We start from the raw sequence: 24349 nt of genomic DNA on the forward strand, positions 1-24349 counted from the left end.
GGCCCCCGACGCCCCGGCCCCCGACGCCAAAGATCCGACCGGCGCCGACCAAAAAGACGACGCCAAAAAAGACGACGCCAAGGCGGACGGCTGAGCGCCTGAGCGCCTAGAGGTGCTTCGCAACGTCGGGCTTGCGGACCTTCCAGATCCAGCCGTCGTACAGGAAGTGCAGCAGCGAGGTCGCCGTGTAGTACACGAGGTAGGGCTCGCTGCTGCGGTGATCCACGAGGGCGAAGAACAAGCCTGACAGCGCGAGCGCGATGATCGGGCCCCAGACCAGCGGGCGCGCGAGCATCCGGGCCGCGACGCCCCGCTGCGCGTCGGCCCGCGCGGCGAACTTGCGGCGGCCGAACACGTGAAAAAAGAACACGTACTCGACGGCGTGGGCGACCCCGAAGCACAGGTAGCCGACGATCGGTCCGTGGGCCACGAACACCGCCAGCAGCGCCGCCGTCGAGCTCAAAAAATTAATCCGCGGGATCCGCTCGCGCAGCTCGAGGGTCGCGGCGCGCTCGTGGCCGAGCCAGCTCAGGCCGAGGTTCAAGGTCACGCTGGCGACGAGGGCCAGGACCGCCCAGCCCAGCCAGCCGTGGATCAGCGGGTCGACGGTCTCCAGCAGCTTTCGGGCGTTGCCGATCCCGGCGAAGGTCGAGGGCCGGAACATCGTGGTGAGCACCGCCGTGAGCGCGACCGCGGACCACAGCAGGCGCAGATCTCGACGACCGTGCGCGCGCGTCTCGAGCCCGCCGCGAGCCTTGGCCGCGTAGATCCGGGCGATCCCGTGGCGCTGCATGATCGTGTGCCACATGTTCCAGGTGCCCGTGACGATCAGGACCAGCATCCACGGCCGCAGCTTCAGCCCGAACAGCTCGAGGCGCAGCTCGCCCTGGACCCGCAGGATCAGCGCCAGCGCGACGAACAACAGCGCGGGGACCACGGTGTAGGCCCGCAGCCGCTGACGAAAGGTCTCCCGATCGCCGTAGACCAACAAGAAGGTGTAGTGGCGATGGACGTAGCTGACACCGAGCGCGAGCAGCATCGCCAGGCCCAGGCCCGGCTCGGTCCCGTTGCCGTCACGTCCGCCGATCGACCAGCTCCCGTCGAGGCCCAAGACGAAGACCACGAACAGGTAGAAGGGGACCCACGCCCAGGCGATGCAGGCCGAGTCGAAGCATGGGCCGACCAACCAGCCTGGCCCGCTCGCGGACGACCTCAGATCTGCGCTTCCCGCGGTACTCATCGCGTTCCGGCGGCCCCCGCTGAGTTTAGGAAAGATGGCGCGCCTCCCACAGCCAAATCTGCTGTTTGGGCGCAACCCACAGGTGTGTATCATGCCGCCCTCCCCACTCGATGAGCGTCGGGAGCAAGCAAGGAGACCTGCCCACGATGGAATTTGGTTCCCCGGAATGGATCGAGACGTCACTCGCCCGCCTCGACGATCTAGAGCGAGAGCGTGGACAGCACGAGGAGGCGATCGAGACCTCCGACGACCCCGCCGCGCTCAAGCAGCACACCGCAGCCCTCGATCGCCTCGACGCCGAGATCAAGTCGCTGTACGCCCAGCTCGAGGCGGTCGCCGAAGACGACGAGGACGGTGACGAAGACGACGAGGCCACCGCCGAGGTCGCGCCGCCCATCACCCAGGGCGACGACGAGCTCTCGGCCCCCCACTTCGCCGCGACCACAGCTGGGACCGCGGCTGCGACGAACACGCCCGAGGTCGTCGCCGAGACCCTCGCGTCTGCGGCCGGGAACCCGTTCGGCAGCCCGAGCCCGAGTCCCGCGGGCGGGGGCGGGGGCTTCGACGCCCCCGCGCCGATGTCCTACGACGACGACGACCTCAAGCCCAAGGGCGCCGGGGGCAAGTGGGTGTTCCTCGGCGTGGTCTTGGTCGCGGCCGCGGGGATCGGGGGCTTCTTCGCCTGGCAGAACATCCAGGCCAACAAGCCCAAAGAGCAGGGGCCGACCGAGCCCCAGCGGGTCATCAAGGCCGCCGAGGTCCCCGACGACACCGAGGCCCCGAAGGCGGCCCAGAGCGGCAACGCGACGATCTCGCCCAACGCCAACCCGGCCGCCAACAACAGCGGCAACACCAAGAAGAAGAAGAAAAAAGAAGAGAAGAAGTCCAAGCCGATCGAGCTCAAGGGCGGCGACGGCCCGCTCTGATCCGCCTGGCCGGACTCACTCACTCGCTCGGCGCGCCGAGCCAGCGCAGCGTGTGCTCGCGAGCGCGCTCGAGGGCTGCGGCCCCGCGCGCGAGCGCGCCGGGGTGAACCCGAGGCAGGTCGTCGATGACGATGACCTTGCGCTCGGCCCGGTCGCGGCGCTCGCCGGCCTCGTCGCCGGACAGCCGCGGCCACCGCGAGCGATGCGGCAGGTGGTGGTAGAGCGCGCGCTCGCCGGGCGCGAGCGCCGAGAAGCCGGGGCGATCGCTGATCCCCCCGTCCGCGTGGAGGCGGCCGCCGATCCGCACGGGCCCGAACATCAAGGGCAGCGCGCAGCTGGCTCGGATCGCGGGGCGCAGCGGTCCGCGCTCGTGGACCCACGTGCGACGAGCGCGGAGCTCGTGGGTCACGGCCGCGAAGGGGATCGGGCACTGCTCGATCCGCTCGACCAAGGGCTGGCTGCTGTCGGCGCGGGCGCGGGCGAGGCCGTCGAGCAGGAGGGCGTCGAGCTTGCGGCCGCGCAGCAGCCCCAGGGCCGTGCCCGGATCGCGACCCTCGTCGAGTTCCCGCCGCCGCCGCGCCCGTCGTCGAGACCGACGCAGCTCGTCCCAGCTCGGATCCCAAAAATCTTCGCGGCGCAGTCCCACGAGCATCTCGACCAGCTCCTCGCCCGGCACCCCGCTGGCCCAGAGCCCGCCCGAGATCGCCCCCGCCGAGGTCCCGACCACCCGCCGCGGGACCAGGCCGGACTGCTCCAGCGCGCAGATCAACCCGACGTGAGCGTAGAAGCCAAAGAAGCCGGCGCTCAGGACCAGGGTAAAGGGCTCGGCGGCGAGCCAGTCGGCGTGGGTTGCGATCTTCATAGGCAGTAGCGCATCCGCCAGACGCGTTGGCCCCGGCCCAGGGTGATCTGCTCGCGGCGGCTGCTCGCGTCGCAGGGGTTGTCGCGGGTGAAGGACCACTCGCCCGCGAGGTTGCGAAACCCGAGCGCGGCGGCCTCGACCCCCTCGAGCTCGGCCATGGCCGCGAGCGCGAGCTCGAACACGTCGCTGGCGAAGTGCAGCTCGCCGCCGGGGCGGAGCAAGCTGGCCACGACCTCGAGCATGCCGGGATCGACGACGCGCCGCTTGCGATGGCGATGCTTGAACCATGGATCGGGGAACAACACGTGAAAGCGATCGACAGAGCCCGGGGTGAACACCCGCTCGAGATCGACGTTGATGTTGACGTAGCCGAACGCGAGGTTGGCCCGGGCGGCCTTGCGCGCGCGCTCGCGGTTGCGCTCGACGAGCGCCTCGCGGATCTCGAGCCCGACCACAAACCAGCTTGGGTGACGCTCGGCGAGGTCGAAGGAGAACTGGGCGTCGGCGCAGCCAAGCTCGACCTCGACCCGCTCGGCGACGGCCGGGATCTCCACCTGCTCCGCGCGCGCGACCAGATACTGAGCCCCGAGCGGGTTGACGTGCTGGCGAATGCTTCGCACCGAGCGGCTTGCAATAGCAAACCCCGCCCAAGGGTGCATACATTTCGGTTCGACGCGCGGCGAGAACACTCGACAGGCGCAGCCCCCATAGTCCACGCTCGATCGATGCCTGACGCGGATTTCGATTCACCTGGTCCTTGTCCCTGCGAAGATCCGCACACGCGCGCGCGCCGACTCGCGGGCGAGCTTCGCCTCGCGCGCGCGGTTCACGAGCGGGTCATCCACGAGCTCGGCAACCCGCTCCAGAGCCTGGCCATGCTCGTCGAGCTGACCCGCGACGAGCTCCGGGCCCAGGCCCCGGACGGCCCCGGCGTCGCGCGCCTCGATCGGGCGCTGGTCTCGGTCGAGCGCATCCGCCGGGTGCTGGTCGCCTCGGGCCGCGTGCGCGCCAGGCTCTCGGACGGCGAGAGCAGACACATGGCCGCGACCTGGGGCCGACTGCTCGACGAGCTCCTCGGCTTCGTCGGTGAGCGCGTCGAGGCCTCGCGCGCGAGGCTCGTGCGCGAGACCGCTGAGATCGACCGACTCGCGGTCGAGCCAAGCTCGATGCGCGAGGCCACGCTCGCGGCCTTGGTCGGCGTGTGCGCTCAGCTCCGGGCCGGGCGCGGCGACGAGATGACGGTGAAGGTGCGAGGCCGGGTAAGCCAGGACCAGCTGTGTCTGACCGTGGCCCTGCAGGGACCGGGGGGCCCGCTCGAGATCGAACCTCAGATCTACGCGTGGGTCGACGAGCTGCTCGCCGACGCGCGCGACTGTGACTGCCGACCCGAGGCCGGCGCGCTGGCGGTGTGGGCCCCTGCGACGTCCAGGGTCCGACCCCCGACGCCTGAGTGGGGCGGCTAGAATCGGCCTGTGGGGCGGCTCGAATCGGCCTGTGGGGCTGCTAAAGTCGGCCTGTGGGGATCCCCGAGGCGTTCACGTCCGAGAGCCTGTACACGCCCGACCAGTGGTACGTCCACGACGTCGTCGAGAGCGGCGAGGACCACCTCGTTGGGATCTGCGACACGGCCACCCTCGCCGACCACCCGATGGTGGTCGCCCAGCGCCCGTGGCCGGGTCAGCCCAAGCACATCCCCGGCGTGATCATGGTTCAGATCACGGGCACGCTCGGCAACATCCACGCGGTCACGGTCCTCGGCCTGCGCATGAGCGAGGGTTGGGTCGGGTTCGGGACCAACATCCTCGATGCGCGCTTTCGCGGGTTGGGTCAGATCGGGCCACCGCTGCGCTGCGAGCTGAAGGTCGAGGATCTGCGCGAGATCAGGGGTCAGCGCTTCGCGACCTACAAATTTCGCTACGAGCAGGAGGGTCGGGTGATCTACACGTCCCGCCAGCGCGCGAGCTGGATGCGTAGCGAGGGCGCTTGACCCTCCGTCGCGGCGTCGACTAGCGTCTCGGACAAGCTCGTTACCCGCTGGAGACGCCCGTGAACCTGATCGACATCATCAACCGCATCGCGACTCGACAGCGCTGGCCGCTGCGCCAGGATCAAAACGGCGAGATCCGGGTGGAGGTCACCCTCGACGCAGGCCGCACGCAGGTCGTGACCCTCGCCTTGGGCAACGACCCCGAGGGCGACGCGGTCGCCTACGTGTGGTCCGTCGCCGGTCACATCTCGGTCGCCCGGGACCTCGCCGCGGTCATGCGCTACTCGGTCCGCCTGTCCTATGGCTGCACCGCGATCAAAGACGACGAGGTGATCGTCAAGCACTCCCTGCGCGTCGCGGGCAGCGACGACAACAGCTTCCGCAAGGCGATGTTCTTCGTCGCCCGCGCCGCCGACACCCTCGAGGCCGAGGCCTACGGCGGCGCCGACAACAACTGAACCTCCTGGCCCCCGCTATCGAAACACAGTCGAGACCATCATGAAGCTCCCGTCCAAGATCTCCGCCCTGCTCCTCGCCGGATCCCTGACCCTCGCCGTCGCCGCTTGCGGCAAGCCGACCGTCGACGGCGCCGAGAGCCGGTTCAAGGCCAACAAAGACAAGATCTCGGTGCTGATCACCAAGCAGCCCAAGAACAAGGCCGAGTTCGAGAAGAAGGTCGCCGAGTTCGAGAAGGAGCACGAAGAGGCGATGAAGGCCGGGACCGACGAAGAGAAGATCAAGAAGCTCAGCGCGCTGAACTCCCGGATGGAGAAGTACCTGGCCGAGTTCGAGAAGGCTGACGGCAAGGCTGGCGGCGCGACCAAGGCCAAGGTCGAGGTCAAGACCGGGGGCAAGGACGCTCCCTCGAACAAGCTCGACAAGGCCGGGGCGCCCGCGGTCGCGCCCGCGGCTGGTGGCAAGCTCGGGGGCGGGACCGCGCCCGCGGCCCAGCCTGCGTCTGGGGGCATGGGCGGTGGCGCCGCGGCGCCGGCCCAGCCCGCGTCCGGCGGCATGGGCGGGCAGTAGCGGCGCGGCGTCCCCGACCGAGCTCGGGGACGAAACGATCCCGGCGGCCCGGACCTACAGCCGGGTAGATGCGAGCGTCCGAGGTCGAGACCCTCCTGCGCGAGTCCGAGCGCCAAGCGCTGATCCTCGTCCTGCGTGCGCACCCCGAGTGGACGCTCGCCGAGCTCTCCCGCTGCGTCCACTCCCAGTCTCCATGCGCCGAGGCCCTCGCGCGCCTGACCGTGGGTGACCTGCTCGTCGGCGTCGGCTCCGAGCGGGGTGACCTGCAGCTGCCCGACGACGGCGGCCCGCTGATCAACCGCGCCCTGCTCGAGCGAGCCAAGCGGGCCGACGGCGAGGTCTTCGACGCGCTGGTCGAGAGCGTCATCCTCGACTCCCCTCACACCGCAGTCAGCGCCAAGTACCTTCGCGCTCGCCTCGGCGGGCCGCGCTGGAAGTTGCAGGCCGCCCTCGCCCGCCTGGTCGCGGCCGGCGTGGTCGAGCGTGGCGGCAAGACCAGCGCGACTCGATACTGGCCGCGCGGACCCACACAGCCCAAGTCGAGGTGATCCTAAGGACAAGCCCGAACTGACCCAGACAGCGGTCGAACCGCGTCGATGCTCATCGTCCACGATCAGTCCACGATCGGCGGATGAAACGCATCCTCGCGATCTCCACCCTCTTGCTGATCCCGAACTCCGGCCTCGCCGAGGCGCCGGACCTGTGCGCCGAGGTCTACCTCGACGCCGATGGTTCGGTCGCTACCGACGACGACGGGACGACCGTGTCCCGCTTTTGCGAACCGACGGGCCCGACCCCGCCCGTGTGGGCCCAAGACATCTGCTGCGAGCTCGACCGCGACGACGCCCGCTGCGTGCCCCCGGACGCCAACGGACGCTGCCGGTCTGGGTTCACGATGTGGTGCGAGTACGGCGAGCTGATCGACGGACGCGTGGCCTGCTACCAGCCCTTCGATGACGCCTGCGACGCGGGCTACTGTCAGGCGACCTTCGTGCCGCCCGCGGAGGCGGGCGGGGCGCTGCTGTGCTGCAACGGCCCGTGCGTGGGCTTCGACCCGAAGCACCCGATGTGTGACGGGGAGCTGTACTACTGCTGGGCGCCGTATCAGCACCAGAGCGGCGTCGTCGAGTGCTACGGGGGCGAGCCCTTCTAGCGTCCGGCCTTTTCGAGTTCAGCTTGTTCGGCTTCGAGCGTCGCAATCTCCGCGGAGTGAGATCCGCCCGTGAGCTCATCGATGATCCGCAGTGCGGCGATCTCCCGGCTGCGGACCTTGAACTCGGCCTCCACCAGGCCCAGGCCTGCGTAGTGTCGGCTCGCGTAGTGAAAAATGATCTTGGTCAACATCAACGTCGAGGCGGCGCTCGGCCTGTCTCCCGCCTTCATGAACGCGACTGCGGAGCGCTCCATGTCTGCTGCCAGGGCCACACCTCGTTCGGTGAACTCGAGACTCGGGTCATCGGGCTCCATCGCCTGCCACTCGCTGAAGGCGGCGATGACCTCGTCGCTACTGGCGAAGGGCGGCGGCTCGCTATCTTCGACGCCGAGGCCTCGCTGCGAGCTGCCCTTCGCCGCCACGGTCTCGGGGTCGAGATCGACATACCTGGTCGCAAGCCCCATCACGGTCGCGCCGATCGCCAATCCCACGCAGACGCTCGTCACGACCATGATCCGTGCCTTTCGTCGGCGGAGCTCCCGCTCGGGTTCACGCAGGCAGTCGCCGAGCTCGTCGAGCAGCTCGCCCATGCCCGGGAAGCGCTCCGCCGGCCGCGAGGCGAGCCCTCGTCGCAGGGCCGCGACGAGACGCTCGGGGATCCCGGACACATCCGCGGGCGTGTCCGGCTGCCCTTCGGTGATCGCAAGCCACAGCGCCAGGTCGGTCTGCCCGACGAAGGGCCGTTGACCGAAGATCACCTCCCACAGCGCGACACAAAACGAGAACTGATCCGAGCGCGGATCCCCGCGCTGATCCGCCAGGCGCTCGGGCGCCATGTAGGCCGGCGTCCCGCCGACGGGGCTGTCGCTCGAAGGTCGATCCGCTGGCCTCGCGTCGCGGCCCCGATCGCCTCCGTCGGTCCACAGCGCCCGGGCGACGCCGAAGTCCGCGACACGCACGCGCCCGTCGTCACCGACGAGCACGTTCTCGGGCTTGAAGTCACCATGCACGAGCCCGGCCTCGTGCGCGGCGGCGAGTCCTCGCCCGGCTTCGATGAACAGCCCCACCGCCTCACGCCACTCGAAGGGCTCGGCCAGTCGCGCGCGCAGATCGCTGCCCTGAACGAACTCCATCGCCATGTAGAAGAGGTCATCGACGCGATCGACCTCGTGAACCACGACGACGTTCGGGTGGTTCAAGCGGGCCAGGTTCATGGCCTCACGCCGGATCTTCTCGTCCGGCGCCCCAGTTGGCTCGTACCAGAGCTTGAGCGCGACCGTGCGATCGAGCTCGCGGTCGAGCGCCTCGAACACGACCCCCATGCCGCCGCGGGCGACCTCGCGCGCGACGTCGTACTTGCCCAGCGCGGTGCTGTGTCGGTCCGTGCCGACCGCGCTGAGGCTCTCGACGATCCCCACGCGAGCGGCGAACCTGTCGAGCGGCGACCACGAAGCCGTCAGCCGCTCGTGCTCGGCGTCGAGCTCCTCGACCGTGAGGCGCTTGCGGTCGTCCTCGTCTTCGTCGAACTCGTCCTCGGGCGCGTCGCCAACCACGGGCTTGACCTCGCCGACAACCTATCACCGGTGGGCTTTCACGGGTGATGCTCGACGACGAGGATCGCTGACCTTTCGGCCAGGTCACGTCCACGATCAAGCGTGATAATTTGCCGCCGTGGAGCTCGAAGATCTGCTGGAGCGCTGGCGAGCGGACCCCAGGCGTCACGGCGAGGAGTTCGGCTCGCGCCTGTACGCGTTGGCCTATCGCTACATCCGCAAGCGCGTCCACGACGACGCCGCGAGGGATCTGGCCCAGTCGGCCGTCGCCACGGCCCTGGCCAAGCACGAGGACTTCGTCGGTGGGAGCTTGCAGCGGTGGATCAACAAGATCGCCTCGAACCAGGTTCGTAACCACTGGCGCCGGCAGCAGCGCGAGCGAGTGCTGGTCCGCACGCCCGCGAGCGAGCTGCCCGACTCGCAGACCAGCGGGGTCTCCCGCGTGAACCGCCAACGCCAGCGCAGCTCGCTACGCAAGCGGATCGCAGCCCTGACCACGCCCTACCGCGTGGTCATCAACTGGCACCTGCGCGGGCTCTCACCGCAAGAGATCGCCTCCGAGATCAGCTTGCACCCGGGCACGGTGAGGGTTCGACTTCACCGCGCGATCCTGCAGCTTCGGAGCGCGCCCATAGCCTCGTAGTTTGTAGTCACCTCGCTCGGGTCATGGCCTGGGGTGTGCCGATCGATCGTTCGACCGACCGACCGACCCCGGCGAAGAGTTCAGCGAGGAGGTCGAGGGCGCGGCGTGTGTGTGCGAGCCCTGAGTCAAGGCGCCTCGAGCGAGCTCATCCAGGACGGAGTCGGCCACAGCGACGTCGAGCCCACCATGCACAAACAAGCACGCCCGGAAGGACTTGAACCTCCGACACCCAGGTTCGAAGCCTGATCGGCCAACCCCGTGAACGATGACTGATGTCGCGTGTTCGGGCGGCGGCTGGCTGTCAGGCTGGGTGTGGGGGTGGGGAGGGTCTCCGGGTGGTGCCGTCTGGGGGCGGTGAGATCCGCCTAGTTGGAGCACATACGGAGCACATGTGTTCGGTCCGTCACGCTACGCTTGTGCTTGCCAGTGCCAGTTTTGCAGCCGCTGTTTCTGTCGCTACAAGCTTGGTCTCAAGGGTCTCCGTCGGGCCCGCGGCCTGACTCAGGAAGATCTCGCCGAGCGCTCTGGCCTCTCGGCCGACACGATCCGGCGGATGGAGCAGGGCTCATTCTCGCCGTCGATGGACACCATCGGCAAGCTCTGCCATGGGCTAGCAGCCCGGGGTGCAATGCCTCGTGTCGCCTCGCGCCGGAATGTTCGCCGAGGGCGCGAAGCCAAAACGCCGCTGTACCGGGCGTACTGCAAGTTTTGGCGACAAAGCCATCGGCGAAAAGGCCAAGCGAGGCGGCGCGAGGCATTGCACCCCGGGCTGCTAGCCCTCGCCCGGTCAACCCTGCTCGCCAGCTACGAACTCGGCGAGCGAGATCTCTCCCGGGAGCTCATCGACGCCATCGCTAGTCTCTCGGACCGCGAGCAGCGCATCGCCTTCAACCTGATCAAGGCCATCCGAGGGCTCGGCAGTGGTTAGAATCTGGCGTGGCCGTGCGCCCGACACTGCTCCCTACCCGGCATAGCGAGCACGCGCGTACAGACCTACCACTCGGGGAAACTAACATCTTCTCCCGTGTGCTCCGCACACCGCCACTCGAGCGACCTTGCGCCGAGATGCTCTGCGGTGTGCTGGTCAACACCCCAGTGCTCCGTGAACAGCTCATGCGCTGGCTGGCCGATCACGCGGGGCTTGGCAAGCTTCCGGCCCTGGGGTCCGCCGCAATACACGTCGCTACCGAGCAGGCGATCGAGACCAAGCGCGACGACTTGCGGATCACTGCCGCCGATCCTGACACCGATGCCTGGGTCTTGCTCTGGACGGTCGAGCTCAAGGTCTTCGGTGGGTTCAACTACAGTTCTCCGATTAGGGCGCTGCATGAACGCGATGATGGGCCCGCACGGAGTGACGAGGTCCACCAAGTCAGGAACTACGACGCATGGCTCGCCAAGCAAGACGTCCAGGAGGACGTCAGGAGCGCGCGAGCCGGCTTCGTCCTGAGCACGGACCCCACGATCACTTTGCCCGAGGGGCTCGAATGCCCATGGAAGCCTCTGACGTGGACCGAGCTCGGGCTCCGAGTCGAACGCGCCATCATCGACGACTCACTGCCGCCCGGTGAGGCCGTGCTCGCCAAACACCTCGCGGGCTTCATCCGCGACCACCTGTGGACGCACACCATGACCGAGAACCCGATCCGATTCGATGACCTCGCCCTTCTCCGAGCCCACGCTAGCTACGGCGCCCAAACCCAGGAGCGCGTCGACGGCCTGGTCGCGCGATTGGTTCCACTACTCGAACGTAGCGGTCTGAAGCTCGGACCGATCAAGCACTCTCGCAAGATGTTCATGGGCCATCGACGCTCGATGGTCTGGACCAGCACGAATCCAGACGCCAAGGGTGATCTCCCCTGGTTGATGGCGGGGATCATCAGCGAGGGGATCCCCAAGCTCGCCGTGTGGCTGGAGACGGAGCCGAAGCACGCCAACAAGATGGCGGGCTGCGAGGCGGTCCGAGAGAACCTCGCCGCGTTGCATGAGCGCAACGTCGAGTGGCACGCGCATCCTGCCCATGAGGCCTCCTGGCAGGATCTGAGTCTCCGGGCCCCGCTCGAGCCCATCCTTGGCGCCAGCAATCAGGTCCAGCACTTCGAGGAGTTCTTCACCAAGGCGTTCGCCGACCTGCACGAGACGGGCGTCGCCGCCGCGCTTGCGGAAGCGTATCGCTGACTCACAGCCCGCCGAGATCCGGCCCCGACCCCTTGACCGATCCCCAGACCGCCACGACAAGCACGTACTCCTCGCGCTCGACGTAGTACACGTGGTGCCGAGTCTTGCGCATCATCACCCGGCGCACGTGCTCGCGGGGGTGAGGGTAGCGCTTCCCCACCCCGGGTGCGGTGCTGATGAGCCGAAGGACATCAGCAAGCTCCTCCTCGAAGAGGTCGGGCGCCTTGTCGCGATGCGCTCGCCACCACCCGTCGATCTCGAGGATCTGGACGTCGGCGAGCTGGGTTGTGACGACAGCCTTGTTCACCGACGGCGCTCACGAAGACGCGCGAGGATCTTCTCCGCAGGGTTGACCTCGCCCCGAGCCTCCTGCTCGAGGCTGGTATCGATCGCTGCGTTGAGGGCCTGACGCTCTCGCTCGTCGAGTTCGTCGCCCTCGTCGTCGATCACGAGATTCACCACGGTTCCCTCGGGAAGGGCGATCTCCTCGTCGACGACCAGGCGACCGTTTCGGACTGTGGCGCGGACTCCCACCAAGGCAGCGTAGCCCCACCCCGAGGACCAACGCAACGCGGCACCGGAGATCGCCCACGATCCGGGCCTGGACATCGACAGCGCCGGGGGTCGGCTTTCGCAGGCGGTCTTCCAGCTGCCGGCGACAAGCATGGCGCAGCACATGAGTCGGTCCCATCCTCGTGGTTCGGTCTGCCGCCAACTGGCGGCAGGGGTTCACGCGTGAGGCGCCGAAATTCGAGCGTCCCACCCGCCGATGTCGGCGTTGATTCAAGAAAACGACAGATGGCCGCCCACAGCCCGCCACGTGCAGATGGCGAGGGTTTTTCCAGTTCGTGTGTTCCGCGTGTGGATCGGGCGTGGGGGAAACTTATCTCCGCACCATCTGCAGAATTTCACGGAGTGAATCGCCGAATTCAATTTCTTCACGAGCTCGCAACGCGGCACCGATCCACCGGTTCCCCACGAGCTCGAACCATGCATCACCACGTGACGGTGCTACGCCGATCGTCATGGTTGCGAACTCCGATGCCTCGCCGGTGATGACCGCCGACGAGGTCGCGGACCTCCTCGGCGTCGATCGCAAGTCGATCTACGCCGCCGCCCGACGCAACGAGATCCCGCATCGTCGCCTCGGTCGTCGCTACCTCTTCTCGCGCCACGCGATCCTCCGCTGACTCGGAAGCGATCTACCCGTCCGCGCGTAGGGTCGTCGCGCTACTCTGGCGCTCCCGAACACGCGGCATCGCAACCCTTCTCGAAGGAGGGACGATGAGCGTCCGTCAACGAAAGTGGACCGACAAGCAAGGTCGCGTCCGAACCACCTACATGATCCACGTCGTCGTCACGCTGCCCAACGGTCGCAGGGCCGAGGTTCGCAAGACCTCGCCCATCCCGACCCGCAAGGCCGCACAGGCGTACGAACGCCAGGTCCGTGAGCAGCTACTCGCTGGTACCTGGGGAAAGGAGGAAGCGCAGCTTCCAACGATCACCGAGTACGCGGAGGACTTCCTGGCCAACGCCCGGGATCGCCTCAAGCCGAGCACAGTCCAAGAGTACGAGGCCACGATCCGGCTTCACCTGCTCCCCGAGCTCGGTCGCAAGCGACTCGATCAAGTTCGACCGAGGGAGATCCGACAACTCGTGTCGACGCTGCGCCAAGCCGGCAAGCAAGCCAAGACCATCAACAACGTCCTGTCCGTGCTCAGCGGCATGCTCAAGCTCGCGTGCGACGACGAGCTACTCACCCACGTGCCGCGGATCAAGCGGCTGAAGACCGAGGAGCCGAGCTTCGACTTCCTCGACTTCGACGAGGCCGAGCAGCTGATCGAAGCGGCGGCCGTCGAGCCCGACTGGCAGCGGTTGATCGTCGTCGCGCTCAACACTGGGCTTCGGCGGGGCGAACTGCTCGCCCTGCGCTGGGAGAACATCGACCTGCGAGCGCGTAAGCTCGTGGTCCGTCGCTCGACCACCCGCAACATCGAGACCGCGCCGAAGAACTGGAAGTCACGAACGATCCCGCTCAACGATCGGGCACTCGAGGCTCTGCGAGCACACCGGCACCTTCGCGGTCCGCTGGTGTTCTGCCACGAGGACGGCTCCCCGATCGCCGACCACCAGGTCCGCCCGGTCCTGCGCCGCACGTGCAAGCGAGCGGGCCTCCGCATGATCGGCGCGCACACCATGCGCCACAGCTTCGCCTCGCAACTCGCGATCCGCGGTGCCTCGATCAAGGTGATCCAGGAACTACTCGGCCACAGCGACATCAAGGTCACCATGCGCTACGCCCACCTGAGTCCGGCTGCCCGCGGTCACGCTGTCGAGCTACTCGGTCACAGCAAGAGCACACTGACAGCACACGCCGATCACGCCCGTCGCAGTCGGTGACGCCACCACACGCAAGTCCATGATCTAACTAAACAAAAAGCGCGCCCGGAAGGACTTGAACCTCCGACACCCAGGTTCGAAGCCTGGTGCTCTATCCAGCTGAGCTACGAGCGCGTGGCAGGGGTTCTAGCACAGCCACCCCGGCCCGCAAAAGCCCCCGCGAACGTCGCCTTCGCCCGCTCAGGCCTCGAGCACGTGGGCGAGCAGTACGGTCACGTTGTCCTTGCCGCCGGCCTCGTTCGCGGCGTCGATCAGCGCCGTGCAGGCCCCGTCGAGCCGCTTTTTCTTGGTCTCGACCAGCTCGAGGATCTCGTCGTCTTCGAGCATGTCGTTGAGCCCGTCGGAGCACATCAGGTAGATGTCGCCGATCTTGTACTCCTCGACGTAGACGTCGACGGCGACGTGCTCGCCGAGGCCGAGGGCGCGGACGACGACGTTGCGGTGGGGGAAGTTGCGGATCTCGTCGCCGCTCATCTCTTTCATGCGGCGCCAGTCGTTGAGCAGCGAGTGGTCCTCGGTCATCAGCTGGATCGCGCCGTCGCGGATCCGGTAGACGCGGCTGTCGCCGACGTGGCCGATGTAGAAGCGACCCTGGGCGAAGAACATGGCCTCGACCGTGCAGCCCATGCCCTTCTTCTCGGCCTCGGCCGCGGCGGTGTCGAAGATCTCGGAGTTGGCCAGCTTGATCGCGGTGACCATCCGGTTCTTCTCGAGCTCGACCTGCGGGAGCCGGAAGGGCCAGGTCCGCGCGCCCTCCTGGACGGCGCGCTTGTAAAACTCGCCGATGACCTCGACGGTGATCTGGCTCGCGACCTCGCCGCAGGCGTGGCCGCCCATGCCGTCCGACACGACCGCGACCGGGACCTCGTCGGGGATCAGCAGGTTGTCCTCGTTGTGGGCGCGGACGCGGCCGACGTCGGTCTTGCCGGCGAAGCGTACGCGGTCGGGTCCGACTGCGAAGCTGATGCTCACGGACGCGACCCCCCTCGAATTTCACGCTGCGTCATGGCTGGTCCGGCGACGTTAGCAGGGTCGCCGTGGGTCCGGCCAGAAAGTACTGGCTCGGACCGTGCTAACCTGCCTGCGCATGACCGGCTCATCAGGTGGCTCGCGCACCTACAGCCTCGATCCCAGGGCCGGAGGGGTCAGCGTGCCGCGGCTGTTGTTCGCCTTCCTCCGCCAGCGCTTCACGGGCACGGTCGCCCTCGAACAGCGCGATCCAGGCGGCCAGCAGACGAGCCAGCGAACAATCTGGGTCCGCGGCGGGATGCCAGTATTCTGCGACTGGAGCAGCCCAGACGCGCGCCTCGGCGAGCTGCTCCTGAGGGCCGGGGCGATCGACGCGGGCGGGCTCGAGCGCGCGCTCGAGGTCCACGCCGCGGGCGGTGCGATGCTCGGCGAGGTCCTGGTCGAGCTCGAGCTGATCGACGCCGCGGCCCGGACCCAGGCGCTCCGCGAACAGTGCGCGCGCAAGCTGAGCGAGCTGTTCGCACCCGGGGTCACAGGCGGCGAGGCGATCGTCACCGCCGTCGAGCACGGCAAGGGCCAGGACGACGAGCTCGCCCAGGTCAACGTGTTGGCGCTGCTGCTGACCGGGATCGGGGCCCACTACGACGACGCGCGGATAAAGGCCGAGATGGGCGCCTCGCTCGGCGGCGACATGGTCGCGACCCCGGCGCTGGCCCGCTACGAGCGGCAGTTCGGGTTCTCGACCCGCGACGCGAAGATCCTCGGAGCGCTGGCCCGAGGCGTCACGATGGGCGGCTTGATGCAGCCGGGCGTCGAGCCGGGCCGGGCGCTGCAGATCGTCTACACGCTGTGGGTCTCGCAGATGCTCCGCGTCGGCGACGACGCGCTGCAGTCGATCGCCAAGGGTGCGACCGCGGCCGCGGCCGCGCAGCAGCTCGGGGTCACGCTCGGGCAGCAAAGCGAGGCCTCGGCGGGCAGGACCGGCGCGGGCGCACGATCCAAGTCTGGGCCCAAGCCCGCGCCCAAGCCCGCCGCACCTCGTCCACCGCCACCGCGCCAAACCAAGTCCGAGCCCGAGCCCGAGCCCGAGCCCGCGCCCACGCCCGCACCCACGCCCGAAGCCGAGGCTGCCGAGGCCGAGTTCGAGACCGTGCTCGCCGAGCTCGAGGCCAAGGTCGCGAACGAGGCCAACGCCTTCGCGCTGTTTGACCTCTCGATCGACGCCGAGCGCAACGACATCCGCGCAGCCTGGGCGCAGTTGAGCAAGACCTACCACCCGGACGCGCTCGAGGGCTCGGGCCGCGCGGCCCTGCGTCCGCGGGTCGAAGCCGTGTTCGCGGCGATGTCGGAGGCCTACGGGATCCTGTCCAACAAGGACCAGCGCGAGGAGCTGCGCGAGACCCTGCGCATGGGCGGCTCGCTCAAGGCCGGCGAAGACACGACCTCGGTCGTCCGCAACGCCTTCGAGGCCGAGATGATCGCCCGCGACGCCGACAAGCTGCTCAGGGCCAGGCAGTGGGCTCGGGCCGCCGAGATGTTCGAGCGCGCCCACGAGCTCAGCCCCCAAGACAGCGACATCGAGGCCGCGCTGTACTACGCGCAGTTTCGGATCGGGTCCCAAGATCGCCAGCAGGCGCTGGTGACGATCACCCAGCTGAGCAAGCTCGTCGAAGACCACAGCGCCTGCGCGCGCGCGCACTACTTCATGGGCCTGATCCAGCTCGGCATCGACGAGGCCCACAACGCCAAGCAGAGCTTCGCCTCGGCCGTGAAGCTCGACCCACGCAACATCGACGCCGAGCGTCAGCTCCGAGCGCTCCACCTGCGCGAGCGCGGTCCGAGCTCGTCCCGGGCCGAGGCCAAGGACGACGCCAAGAAGAAGAGCGCCTTCGGCGGCCTCCGCGGGCTGTTCAAGAAGTCTTAACTCTTGCCGGGCCGCGAGCGGGGCACGCTGGCCAGGCCCGCGATCGCGATCAGGATCACGACCAGCGACGCGGTCGTGACCTCGTGGACCAGCGAGAGCTGCTCGGCCGCCTCGATCCGGACCTGCGGTCGCATGGCCACGAGATCGACCCGCCCCCACGCCTCGTGAACCCGCGGCAGCACGCCGAGGCGGTCGGCGCCCGCGATCCCGGTTGCGATCAGGGCCAGGGTCGTCCCGGCGCCGTGCCGCAGCCACCGCTGCGCGACCGCGGTCAGGATCACACAGGCCGCGAGGGCCAGCTCCGCCGTCCGCAGCGCGAGGGGCTCGGCCAGCGCTCGCGCGAGGTTCGCGTCGACGAGGGTCGTGTCGGCCTGCAGCGCGGGGACCAGGATCAGGTGACCGAGGACGATCGATCCGAGGGCGAGGCCGAGGGCCAGCATGCCGATGAGCGCTGTCAGTCGCACGATCCCCATCCAGCCCAGTTCGCGCTCGGATCGCAAATTTTTGGCTCCGCGCAGACCTCGCGCGGGCCGGGCACGAGACCGCGCTATGCTCGGCCGCGATGCAAGGCGAGGGCTCCGAAGATCCCGAGTGGACCCGGCGCGCGTGGCTGCGCGCGGGGGCCTCGGCCGCGCTGCTGGCCCCGCTCGCGGGTTGGCCACGCCGAGCCGAGGCCGCCGAAGAGAAGCTGCTCGAGCAGGCGACCAGCGAATACAACACGATCATGGTCACCGAGCGCGGCTCGATCCGGACCATGTACTTCGTCGTCGACGGGACCCGCTACATCGAGTCGCGCTGGGACATGGACCACCCCAACAGCCTCGACCTCGACTACTCGCGCACGATGATGGCCGGGTTCTTGATCCAACCCGCGCCCAAGCGCTTCATGATGATGGGCCTCGGCGGCGGGCAGATCTCCAACTACCTGTTCGAGCGCTTCCCCGGGCTCGAGATCGACGCCGTCGACATCGACCCCGAGGTCGTTCGCCTCGCTCGCAAGTACTTCGGCGTGCCCGACAACCCGCGCTACCGGACCCACGTCGGCGACGGTCGCCTGTTCATCGAGAACGCCGCCGAGCCCTGGGATCTGATCATGCTCGACGCCTTCCGCGGCGTGTTCGTGCCCTACCACCTCAAGACCCGCGAGGCCTACGCGGCCTGCCTCGCCAAGCTGACGCCCGGCGGGGTCGTGGTCGCCAACCTTCACAACCTCACGCGCATGTACCCCCACGATCGCGAGACCCTCGCGGCCGTGTTCCCGCACCGCTACTCGTTCGTGTCCGAGAGCGGCAACCAGACGACCTTCGTCGCCTCGGCCTCGGATGAGCGGGTCGGCACCTACGAGATCCGCAGCCACGCGCGGGCGGTCGCGGAGAAGTTCGACTTCGACATCCTCGGGCTGACCGCGCGCTACTACATGCGAACCGACTGGGACACCGAGTCCTCGGTCTTGACCGACGACTTCAACCCCAGCGAGCTCGAGTCGGCGGCCCAGCGCCACAACACGACGTGCATCGCCGGCTGCGCGTACCCGGCTGGTTAGAGCCCCCCGCGGGCGTCAGCGACTTTGCCACGCACGGCCGCAAGCGGCCGGTCGCGCCCTCGCTCCGCTCGGTCGCTCGGTGGGCTGGTATCAGCTGCGCGGTCGCATCCGTGGCCCCCCAGAGGGGGGCTCGTGCTCGTGTCTGATCCTCGGCTCACGTCTCTGACCACAGGGTCGTTCTTGCCCCCCGCGGGCGTCAGCGACTTTGCCACGCACGGCCGCAAGCGGCCGGTCGCGCCCTCGCTTCGCTCGGTCGCTCGGTCGGCTGGTATCAGCTGCGCGGTCGCATCCGTGGCCCCCCAGAGGGGGGCTCGTGCTCGTGTCTGATCGTCGGCGCGCGTCTCTGACCACAGGGCCGGACGGGCTGGGCCAGACGGGTCGTGACAGACTGGCAGTTAAAAAAAAGAAAGCCCCGGGGTTCGGGGCTTTCTTTCGGGGCGGACGGGACTCGAACCCGCGACCTCCGGCGTGACAGGCCGGCGTTATAACCGACTTAACTACCGCCCCCTGGTCGTTCTTGGAGCCGGGAGTCTCAGGGATGAACCGGCCGGTGTCAAGCAAACTTTGATAGCGTTATGCACGCAGATCCGCGACGACTGTGCCGTTTGCGCTGGGCTGGTGAACCCGCACGGCGCGCGGGTACAGGCGGGCCCCGAAGTCCTCGACCCAACTGACGACGCGCTCGGGCTGGGGGCAGGCGGGCATGGCCTCGACGGCCTGATCCAGGAGCGCGCGCAGGCGCTCGAGGGCGCCCTCGATGCCCAGGGTCATGCAGGCGTTGGGGCGGTCGTGGGCCATGTCTTGGCCGACCGGCTTGCCGAGGCTGGCGGTGTCGTCGAGGGTATCGCGCAGGTCGTCGGCGACCTGGTAGGCCTCGCCGAGCCGGGCACCGAAGGCCCCCCAGGACTGGGCCCGAGAGGGGGCCGAACCCGCCAGCAGCGCGCCCGCGTGAGCGCCGGCCTCGAACAGCGCGCCGGTCTTGGCCTTGTGGTAGGTGCGCAAGCCAACGCTCTGCTCGGACTCCCAGGCCTGCCCGGCGACGAGGCCCCCGCCAGCGCCGACACCTCGGGCGATACATCGGATCAGGGGAGGCACGAGGGCGGGTGAGATCCGGGCGCTGGCCACGAGCTCGAAGGCCAGGACGATCAGCCCGTCCCCGGCGAGCACGGCGAGCTCTTCGCCGTACGCGGCGTGGACCGACGGGCGGCCGCGACGGAGGGCGGCGTCGTCAAAACAGGGCAGGTCGTCGTGGACGAGCGACGCGCAGTGGAGCAGCTCGATCGCAGCGCCGATGTCGGCCTGGGCGTCGAGTTCGGAGCCGACACCACAGGCCGCAGCCACGCTCAGGCACAAATTCGGCCGCAGACGCCCGCCACCCGGGAACACGGCGTGTCGCATCGCGGCCCTCAGAGCCGGCGGCGTCGCCTGGGTCTCGCAGCGCCCCAGAGCTCGGTTGAGGGCGGCCTCAATCCGATCTGAGGCCCAATCCGAGGCCCGACTCGAGGTGTCCATGTCGAGGCCAGCCTGACCCGCCGTACAACCCTTGTCAATCTGAGGGCAGTTCTCGTTCAAACCCTGGACAGCCTTGCTCTTGGGGGTTAGGGTCGAGTTCGGGCTCGAGGTTCAGGAACGCCGCAGAGCGGCTGAATTCGGCACTTGAACGCTGAATCCACGTGTGAGTGGTGTGAGCGCGGGGGGCACTGTAGCAGAGAATCGGACGGTCGTCGTCATCGGCGGGGGCGTCGGTGGACTGTCGGCTTCCATCCAGGCCGCGGCGCTCGGCTTCGACGTGACCGTGCTCGAGCAGGCGCCGCGACTTGGCGGCAAGATGCGCGAGCTCGAGGTCGGGGGACGAGCGATCGATTCGGGACCGACGGTCATGACCATGCGCTGGGCGTTTGACGGGTTGTTTGCTGCAGCTGGGCGGACGCTCGGTGACTACGTCGAGCTCGTCCCCGTCGAGATCCTCGCCCGTCACGCCTGGCCCGACGGGAGTCGGCTAGATCTATTCGCCGACATCGATCGCTCCGCAAGCGCGATCACAGAATTTGCCGACGCGAGGGAGGCCGAGGGCTACCGACGCTTCTGCGCTCACTGCGAGCGCATCTACTCGGTCGTCGAGCAGCCCTTCTTGCGCTCGGAGCGACCGAGCGTGTCCTCGGTCGTGACCGCGAAAGGCCTGCGCGGGGCGCTGGACTTCGCGAGCATCGACTGGCACCGGACGATGTGGTCGGCGATCGGGAGCTTTTTTCGCGACCCACGCTTGCGCCAGCTCTTCGGCCGCTACGCGACCTACTACGGCTCGTCTCCCTTTCGCAGCCCGGCGACGCTCAACCTGATCGCGCACGTCGAGCAAGCGGGGGTCTGGCGGGTCAAAGGCGGCATGTATCGCCTCGCCGAGGCCCTCGTGCGGGTCGCCGAGGAGCAGGGCGTGGCGCTGCGCACGGGCGCGGAGGTCCGGCGCGTGCTCGTGGCCGACGGGCGCGCGGTCGGGGTCGAGCTGCGCGGGGGCGAGCGGATCCACGCCGACGCGGTGATCGTCAACGCGGCCCCGCAGGCCGTCGACGAGGGTCGGCTCGGGGCCGAGCTACGCGGCTGCGTCCGCTACGGGCGCGGGGCCGCGCGCTCGCTCTCGGCCGTGACCTGGTCGACCCTCGCGCGAACCCGCGGGTTCCCCCTCGCCCATCACAGCGTGTTCTTCTCGCGGGACTACCCGGCCGAATTTCGGGCGGTCGAGCGCGGGGAGCTGATCGACGAGCCGACGGTCTACGTGTGCGCCCAAGACCGGGTCGAGGCCGCCGAGCGAGGCGCGACGCCGGACTGGTCCGCGCCCGAGCGCCTCCTGGTCCTGGTCAACGCCCCCGCTCGCGGCGACGAAGATCCATGGACGAGGGTCGAGCTCGACGCCCTCGAGCGGCGGAGCTTCGCGGTCTTGCGCGACGCCGGGCTCGAGCTCGATGTGGTCGAGCAGGTCCGGACCAGCCCGGCACAGTTCGAGCGCCTGTTCCCGGCGACCGGCGGCGCGCTCTACGGCTTTGCAACCCACACGATGATGGCGCCCTTTCGTCGGCCCCAGGCTCGGGCCGGGCTCGAGCGCCTGTACCTCGCTGGCGGCGGCGCACACCCCGGCGCCGGGGTCCCGATGGTCTGCCTCAGCGGCCAGATCGCCGGGCGCGCGGTGGCCAAGGATCTCGGCCGGTCATGACTGAGCACGGACACACCCTCGCCGACGCGACGCCGGGCTTCGATGTCCCCGTTGGACCGGGCGGCTACGCGTGGTGGTACCTCGACGGGGTCTCGGACGACGGCTCGCTGGGCTTCACGATCATCATGTTCGTGGGCTCGGTGTTCTCGCCTCGCTACTTCCGGGCCCGGCGCGCGGACGCGCCCGCGGATCCGGAGCAGCACTGCGCCGTGAACGTGGCGCTCTATCGTCCAGGTCGGCGTCCAGGCCGGCGTCCAGGCCGGCGTCCCGGCCGGCGTCCCGGCCAACAACCCGGCCCGCGACCCGGCGGCCGCGCCTGGGCGATGACCGAGCACGCCGCGTTCGCGCGGGATCGCACCCACCTGCGTGTCGGCGCGAGCTCGATCCGCTGGCAGGGCGACGGCAGCGAGCTGATCGTGGAGCTCGACGAACAAAGCACGCGCTTCTTCGGACGCCCGGGGCCGCCCCTGCGTGGCCGCGTCCGGCTCCGGCCCTCGGCGCTCTTCGGCCCCCGAGTCGAGCTCGATCACTGGCGCGCCGAGCCCCGCCACCGCTGGTACCCCGTCGCCCCCCACGCGAGGATCGAGGTCGAGCTCGACGAGCCCGCGCTGCGCTTCTCGGGCTCGGGCTACCACGACATCAACGAGGGCGACGAGGGCCTCGAGCAGGGCTTCGCGTCGTGGAACTGGTCGCGCTGCGAGCTCGGCGACGAGACGGTGATCCTCTACGACGTCGTCGATCCGGGCGGCCAGGCCCACGCCCGCGCGTGGCGCTTCGTGCCCGCGTCGGCGACCCACGAGGAGCTCCCGAGCGCCAGCTTCGGCCCCGCGATCGCGCTGGCCCGGACGGGCTGGGGGGTCGAGCGAGCGGTCCGCTGCGACGACGGCCACCAGCCCGAGCTGCTCCACACCCTCGAGGACACCCCCTTTTACTCGCGCAACCTGGTCCGGACGCGGCTCGGCGAGCGCGAGGGCACGGCCGTCCACGAGTCACTCTCGCTCCGGCGCTTCGCGGCCCCGTGGGTCCGCTTCTTGCTGCCCTTCAAGATGCGCAGCGTCAGCGCGCGCTGACGGGCCAGCCGGCGTCGAGCAGCGACTGGCAGGTCTCGTTGGCCTTGATCTTGGCGTAGCGAAAGCTGCCCTTGCTGCTCTCGTAGCTGTCTTTGGCCATGGCCGCGAGGCACTTGCCGTCGGCGCCGAGGATCTTCTGACGCACGCTGACGGTGACCTCGCCGTAGATCGGCGTGCCCTTGTCGTCTCCGAAGGCGCGCGCGCTGGTCGTGGTCTTGTTGGTCACGTGGAGGTTGCCGCTGCACACGCCCGCGTCGACGTAGACGCGCATCCCGGGCTCGCCGTCCTCGTCGATGTCTTCTTCGCCCCAGTTGACGGTCCCGGACATGGTGAAGTGCGGCGTGCCCTCGACGGCCTCGAACACGATCCGCGAGTCCGGCAGGGCGTCGGCGTCGACGTAGACCTTGACCCCGCCGACGTCGGAGTAGTTGACCTTGCACGCGCGCTGGTCGATCTGGATCGAGTCGGCGGTCCGGCGCACGCGCGCGATCACCCAGGTGTCCATGCGCGTCTCGAGGGTCCCGAGCACCGGGACGTCGCGCTTGCCGAACACGACCTGGTGCCCGGCCCAGTGCTCGGTCTTGACGACCTCTTGCTCCTCCGCGGGCGCTCCGCTGGTGGCCGCGAGCTGGTGAAGCTCGAGCGGATCGGCCTGGGGGGTGACCGGCGAGAGACCGGAGACGAGCGGCGAGGTCGACAACACGAGGCTCAACGTGGCGAGGATCATGACTCGGACTTCATCCCTTCAGCTTCCCTGCGAGGGCCTGGACCACGACGGGCTTGACCTCGTCGAGTGCGCGCGTGCCGACGACAATACCCCCGGAAGCTTCAATCGACTCGCGAAGATCCTCGGAGCCGGACCCGCCGACGATCCAGGGCACACCCTGGATCGCGTCGGCGTAACCATCGATCAGCTCACGCGCACGGTACGCGGGAGGCCCGACGGTGATCGACAGGCCGACGATCGCGGGCTCGATGCTCTCGACCGCGTGGCGGATCGCCGCGGGCGGGGTCTTGGCGCCGAGCACGACCGGGCGCAGGCCCCACTGGATCAGGCCGAAGGCCACGCCATAGAGGCCCAGATCGTGGTCTTCGTCGGCGAAACAGGCGATGAGCGCGTCCGGGGCCTCGGTCTCTCGATCGAGCAGCCGCAGGAGGTCGCGGGCGAGGGCCCCGAGCGCCTCGCTCGCCATGTGCTCTTGCGCGACCGAGAAGCTGCCGTCGTGCCAGCGATCCCCGACCGCGCGCATGGTCGGGCCGATCACCCGCTGGTAGACCTTCGTGGCCGAACCCAGGAACATCGCGGCCCGCACGGCCCGCTCGACGCCGCGCGGATCAAACTGCTCGAGCGCCGTGAGGATCGCCCCGCAGATGTGCTCGTAGGGGTCGGACTCGACCGGCGCGTCGCGGCCCTCGGCGATCCGCTCGACCATCCGCGCCGCCTCGGCCGGCGCCATGCCCTCGTCGCACAGCTCCTTGAGCTTGCGGATCGAGGCCACGTCGTCGTCGCTGAACAGGCGATAGGACGACGAGCTGCGCTCGGGCGAAGGGATGCCGTAGCGCCGCTCCCACGCGCGCAAGGTCGCGGCTGGCACCGCGGTCATGTCGGCGACGGTCTGAATTCGGTATTTGCCCCTGTGGCTGGGCATGCGCTCGATCCTGCTGCTACA

26 protein-coding genes, 3 tRNA genes and 1 pseudogene are annotated in these 24349 nt (G+C 68.9%); 16 read left to right on the forward strand and 14 right to left on the reverse strand.

Annotation, left to right across the window (positions count from 1 at the left end):
* Positions 1 to 106 precede the first annotated feature (106 nt).
* Positions 107 to 1186, reverse strand: a complete 1080-nt coding sequence (locus ENSA5_RS10590; protein WP_106391519.1) for a hypothetical protein — start codon at positions 1184 to 1186, stop codon at positions 107 to 109.
* Positions 1187 to 1350: 164 nt separating this feature from the next.
* On the opposite strand from ENSA5_RS10590, the gene ENSA5_RS10595 reads away from it, so the two are divergent.
* A complete protein-coding gene (locus tag ENSA5_RS10595; protein ID WP_181197612.1) occupies positions 1351 to 2166 on the forward strand; it encodes a hypothetical protein in 816 nt (271 codons plus the stop codon).
* A 19-nt stretch (positions 2167 to 2185) separates the two neighbouring features.
* On the opposite strand, the gene ENSA5_RS10600 is transcribed toward ENSA5_RS10595, so the two are convergent.
* Positions 2186 to 3028 carry a patatin-like phospholipase family protein gene (locus ENSA5_RS10600; protein ID WP_258182814.1) on the reverse strand — a complete coding sequence of 281 codons (843 nt, stop codon included), beginning with the start codon at positions 3026 to 3028 and terminating at the stop codon, positions 2186 to 2188.
* Complete coding sequence (gene trmB, locus ENSA5_RS10605; protein ID WP_181197613.1) at positions 3025 to 3648, reverse strand: tRNA (guanine(46)-N(7))-methyltransferase TrmB; 624 nt, start codon at positions 3646 to 3648, stop codon at positions 3025 to 3027. The genes ENSA5_RS10600 and trmB overlap by 4 nt, the downstream gene beginning before the upstream one ends.
* Positions 3649 to 3753: 105 nt before the next feature.
* Here trmB and ENSA5_RS35805 point away from each other — a divergent pair, with 105 nt between their 5' ends.
* From ENSA5_RS35805 to ENSA5_RS10640, 6 genes are all read left to right on the forward strand, one after another.
* On the forward strand, positions 3754 to 4491 hold the full coding sequence (locus ENSA5_RS35805; RefSeq protein WP_146155552.1) for a sensor histidine kinase: 738 nt from the start codon (positions 3754 to 3756) through the stop codon (positions 4489 to 4491).
* A gap of 53 nt (positions 4492 to 4544) precedes the next feature.
* Positions 4545 to 5015, forward strand: a complete 471-nt coding sequence (locus ENSA5_RS10620) for a hypothetical protein (RefSeq protein ID WP_106391524.1) — start codon at positions 4545 to 4547, stop codon at positions 5013 to 5015.
* Between the two features lie 59 nt (positions 5016 to 5074).
* Positions 5075 to 5473, forward strand: coding sequence for a hypothetical protein (locus tag ENSA5_RS10625; RefSeq protein ID WP_106391525.1), 399 nt, complete (start codon positions 5075 to 5077; stop codon positions 5471 to 5473).
* Positions 5474 to 5513: 40 nt separating this feature from the next.
* Complete coding sequence (locus tag ENSA5_RS10630; RefSeq protein WP_106391526.1) at positions 5514 to 6041, forward strand: hypothetical protein; 528 nt, start codon at positions 5514 to 5516, stop codon at positions 6039 to 6041.
* A 68-nt stretch (positions 6042 to 6109) separates the two neighbouring features.
* Entirely contained in the window at positions 6110 to 6589 is a 480-nt protein-coding gene (locus ENSA5_RS10635; protein WP_106391527.1) for a hypothetical protein, read from the forward strand.
* Positions 6590 to 6672: 83 nt separating this feature from the next.
* Complete coding sequence (locus tag ENSA5_RS10640; protein ID WP_106391528.1) at positions 6673 to 7194, forward strand: hypothetical protein; 522 nt, start codon at positions 6673 to 6675, stop codon at positions 7192 to 7194.
* Here the strand turns inward: ENSA5_RS10640 and ENSA5_RS10645 are convergent.
* Positions 7191 to 8747 carry a serine/threonine-protein kinase gene (locus ENSA5_RS10645; protein WP_106391529.1) on the reverse strand — a complete coding sequence of 519 codons (1557 nt, stop codon included), beginning with the start codon at positions 8745 to 8747 and terminating at the stop codon, positions 7191 to 7193. The two genes, ENSA5_RS10640 and ENSA5_RS10645, sit on opposite strands and share 4 nt — an antisense overlap.
* A gap of 118 nt (positions 8748 to 8865) precedes the next feature.
* On the opposite strand from ENSA5_RS10645, the gene ENSA5_RS10650 reads away from it, so the two are divergent.
* Positions 8866 to 9390 (forward strand): RNA polymerase sigma factor, encoded by a 525-nt coding sequence (locus ENSA5_RS10650; RefSeq protein WP_106391530.1) that lies wholly within the window; start codon positions 8866 to 8868, stop codon positions 9388 to 9390.
* 199 nt (positions 9391 to 9589) lie between these two features.
* Here the strand turns inward: ENSA5_RS10650 and ENSA5_RS37420 are convergent.
* Positions 9590 to 9650 (reverse strand) — tRNA-Leu (locus ENSA5_RS37420).
* A 236-nt stretch (positions 9651 to 9886) separates the two neighbouring features.
* Between ENSA5_RS37420 and ENSA5_RS39910 the strand changes: the two are divergent.
* Positions 9887 to 10003: pseudogene (locus tag ENSA5_RS39910) on the forward strand (helix-turn-helix domain-containing protein); the annotation flags it as partial.
* A gap of 464 nt (positions 10004 to 10467) precedes the next feature.
* Positions 10468 to 11568, forward strand: coding sequence for a hypothetical protein (locus ENSA5_RS10660; protein ID WP_181197614.1), 1101 nt, complete (start codon positions 10468 to 10470; stop codon positions 11566 to 11568).
* A 1-nt stretch (position 11569) separates the two neighbouring features.
* Here the strand turns inward: ENSA5_RS10660 and ENSA5_RS10665 are convergent, their stop codons facing one another.
* The gene (locus ENSA5_RS10665) at positions 11570 to 11875 is read right to left on the reverse strand and encodes a hypothetical protein (protein ID WP_106391532.1); all 306 of its coding nucleotides are present in this window, start codon (positions 11873 to 11875) and stop codon (positions 11570 to 11572) included.
* Positions 11872 to 12246 carry a hypothetical protein gene (locus ENSA5_RS35810; RefSeq protein ID WP_181197615.1) on the reverse strand — a complete coding sequence of 125 codons (375 nt, stop codon included), beginning with the start codon at positions 12244 to 12246 and terminating at the stop codon, positions 11872 to 11874. The genes ENSA5_RS10665 and ENSA5_RS35810 overlap by 4 nt, the downstream gene beginning before the upstream one ends.
* A gap of 347 nt (positions 12247 to 12593) precedes the next feature.
* On the opposite strand from ENSA5_RS35810, the gene ENSA5_RS10675 reads away from it, so the two are divergent.
* Both ENSA5_RS10675 and ENSA5_RS10680 read left to right on the forward strand, forming a co-directional pair.
* Complete coding sequence (locus tag ENSA5_RS10675; RefSeq protein WP_219906764.1) at positions 12594 to 12758, forward strand: helix-turn-helix domain-containing protein; 165 nt, start codon at positions 12594 to 12596, stop codon at positions 12756 to 12758.
* A 94-nt stretch (positions 12759 to 12852) separates the two neighbouring features.
* Positions 12853 to 13968 carry a tyrosine-type recombinase/integrase gene (locus ENSA5_RS10680; protein WP_106391535.1) on the forward strand — a complete coding sequence of 372 codons (1116 nt, stop codon included), beginning with the start codon at positions 12853 to 12855 and terminating at the stop codon, positions 13966 to 13968.
* Between the two features lie 40 nt (positions 13969 to 14008).
* Here ENSA5_RS10680 and ENSA5_RS10685 read toward each other — a convergent pair.
* Positions 14009 to 14082 (reverse strand) — tRNA-Arg (locus ENSA5_RS10685).
* Between the two features lie 66 nt (positions 14083 to 14148).
* On the reverse strand, positions 14149 to 14940 hold the full coding sequence (locus ENSA5_RS10690; RefSeq protein WP_106391536.1) for a Stp1/IreP family PP2C-type Ser/Thr phosphatase: 792 nt from the start codon (positions 14938 to 14940) through the stop codon (positions 14149 to 14151).
* A 115-nt stretch (positions 14941 to 15055) separates the two neighbouring features.
* On the opposite strand from ENSA5_RS10690, the gene ENSA5_RS10695 reads away from it, so the two are divergent.
* Complete coding sequence (locus tag ENSA5_RS10695; protein ID WP_146155555.1) at positions 15056 to 16861, forward strand: J domain-containing protein; 1806 nt, start codon at positions 15056 to 15058, stop codon at positions 16859 to 16861.
* Here the strand turns inward: ENSA5_RS10695 and ENSA5_RS10700 are convergent.
* Complete coding sequence (locus tag ENSA5_RS10700) at positions 16858 to 17325, reverse strand: hypothetical protein (protein ID WP_146155556.1); 468 nt, start codon at positions 17323 to 17325, stop codon at positions 16858 to 16860. The two genes, ENSA5_RS10695 and ENSA5_RS10700, sit on opposite strands and share 4 nt — an antisense overlap.
* Positions 17326 to 17423: 98 nt before the next feature.
* Here ENSA5_RS10700 and ENSA5_RS10705 point away from each other — a divergent pair, with 98 nt between their 5' ends.
* Complete coding sequence (locus tag ENSA5_RS10705) at positions 17424 to 18404, forward strand: spermidine synthase (protein WP_106391539.1); 981 nt, start codon at positions 17424 to 17426, stop codon at positions 18402 to 18404.
* Between the two features lie 433 nt (positions 18405 to 18837).
* Here ENSA5_RS10705 and ENSA5_RS10710 read toward each other — a convergent pair.
* Together ENSA5_RS10710 and ENSA5_RS10715 are read right to left on the reverse strand one after the other, a co-directional pair.
* Positions 18838 to 18911, reverse strand: a tRNA-Asp gene (locus tag ENSA5_RS10710).
* 66 nt (positions 18912 to 18977) lie between these two features.
* A complete protein-coding gene (locus ENSA5_RS10715; protein ID WP_106391540.1) occupies positions 18978 to 19916 on the reverse strand; it encodes a polyprenyl synthetase family protein in 939 nt (312 codons plus the stop codon).
* Positions 19917 to 20088: 172 nt separating this feature from the next.
* On the opposite strand from ENSA5_RS10715, the gene crtD reads away from it, so the two are divergent.
* Both crtD and ENSA5_RS10725 read left to right on the forward strand, forming a co-directional pair.
* Positions 20089 to 21609, forward strand: a complete 1521-nt coding sequence (gene crtD, locus ENSA5_RS10720; protein ID WP_106391541.1) for a 1-hydroxycarotenoid 3,4-desaturase CrtD — start codon at positions 20089 to 20091, stop codon at positions 21607 to 21609.
* Positions 21606 to 22679 carry a carotenoid 1,2-hydratase family protein gene (locus ENSA5_RS10725; protein WP_106391542.1) on the forward strand — a complete coding sequence of 358 codons (1074 nt, stop codon included), beginning with the start codon at positions 21606 to 21608 and terminating at the stop codon, positions 22677 to 22679. Before crtD ends, ENSA5_RS10725 begins: the two co-directional genes overlap by 4 nt.
* Here the strand turns inward: ENSA5_RS10725 and ENSA5_RS10730 are convergent.
* Entirely contained in the window at positions 22666 to 23406 is a 741-nt protein-coding gene (locus tag ENSA5_RS10730) for a hypothetical protein (protein ID WP_106391543.1), read from the reverse strand. The genes ENSA5_RS10725 and ENSA5_RS10730 overlap by 14 nt on opposite strands.
* 10 nt (positions 23407 to 23416) lie before the next feature.
* On the reverse strand, positions 23417 to 24328 hold the full coding sequence (locus ENSA5_RS10735) for a MerR family transcriptional regulator (RefSeq protein ID WP_106391544.1): 912 nt from the start codon (positions 24326 to 24328) through the stop codon (positions 23417 to 23419).
* Between the last annotated feature and the right edge of the window lie 21 nt (positions 24329 to 24349).

It is taken from the genome of Enhygromyxa salina (assembly GCF_002994615.1).
Taxonomy (GTDB): Bacteria; Myxococcota_A; Polyangia; order Nannocystales; family Nannocystaceae; genus Plesiocystis; species Plesiocystis salina_A.

What these genes read in the sequence shown, in the direction of transcription:
- ENSA5_RS10635 (WP_106391527.1), top strand. Translation starts at nt 6,110, where the DNA reads ATGCGAGCGTCCGAGGTCGAGACCCTCCTGCGCGAGTCCGAGCGCCAA.
- ENSA5_RS10695 (WP_146155555.1), top strand. Translation starts at nt 15,056, where the DNA reads ATGACCGGCTCATCAGGTGGCTCGCGCACCTACAGCCTCGATCCCAGG.
- ENSA5_RS35810 (WP_181197615.1), bottom strand. Translation starts at nt 12,246, where the DNA reads ATGTGCTGCGCCATGCTTGTCGCCGGCAGCTGGAAGACCGCCTGCGAA.
- ENSA5_RS10640 (WP_106391528.1), top strand. Translation starts at nt 6,673, where the DNA reads ATGAAACGCATCCTCGCGATCTCCACCCTCTTGCTGATCCCGAACTCC.
- ENSA5_RS10715 (WP_106391540.1), bottom strand. Translation starts at nt 19,916, where the DNA reads ATGGACACCTCGAGTCGGGCCTCGGATTGGGCCTCAGATCGGATTGAG.
- ENSA5_RS35805 (WP_146155552.1), top strand. Translation starts at nt 3,754, where the DNA reads ATGCCTGACGCGGATTTCGATTCACCTGGTCCTTGTCCCTGCGAAGAT.
- ENSA5_RS10630 (WP_106391526.1), top strand. Translation starts at nt 5,514, where the DNA reads ATGAAGCTCCCGTCCAAGATCTCCGCCCTGCTCCTCGCCGGATCCCTG.
- ENSA5_RS10725 (WP_106391542.1), top strand. Translation starts at nt 21,606, where the DNA reads ATGACTGAGCACGGACACACCCTCGCCGACGCGACGCCGGGCTTCGAT.
- ENSA5_RS10680 (WP_106391535.1), top strand. Translation starts at nt 12,853, where the DNA reads ATGAGCGTCCGTCAACGAAAGTGGACCGACAAGCAAGGTCGCGTCCGA.
- ENSA5_RS10735 (WP_106391544.1), bottom strand. Translation starts at nt 24,328, where the DNA reads ATGCCCAGCCACAGGGGCAAATACCGAATTCAGACCGTCGCCGACATG.
- ENSA5_RS10595 (WP_181197612.1), top strand. Translation starts at nt 1,351, where the DNA reads ATGAGCGTCGGGAGCAAGCAAGGAGACCTGCCCACGATGGAATTTGGT.
- ENSA5_RS10705 (WP_106391539.1), top strand. Translation starts at nt 17,424, where the DNA reads ATGCAAGGCGAGGGCTCCGAAGATCCCGAGTGGACCCGGCGCGCGTGG.
- ENSA5_RS10600 (WP_258182814.1), bottom strand. Translation starts at nt 3,028, where the DNA reads ATGAAGATCGCAACCCACGCCGACTGGCTCGCCGCCGAGCCCTTTACC.
- ENSA5_RS10675 (WP_219906764.1), top strand. Translation starts at nt 12,594, where the DNA reads ATGGTTGCGAACTCCGATGCCTCGCCGGTGATGACCGCCGACGAGGTC.
- ENSA5_RS10730 (WP_106391543.1), bottom strand. Translation starts at nt 23,406, where the DNA reads ATGATCCTCGCCACGTTGAGCCTCGTGTTGTCGACCTCGCCGCTCGTC.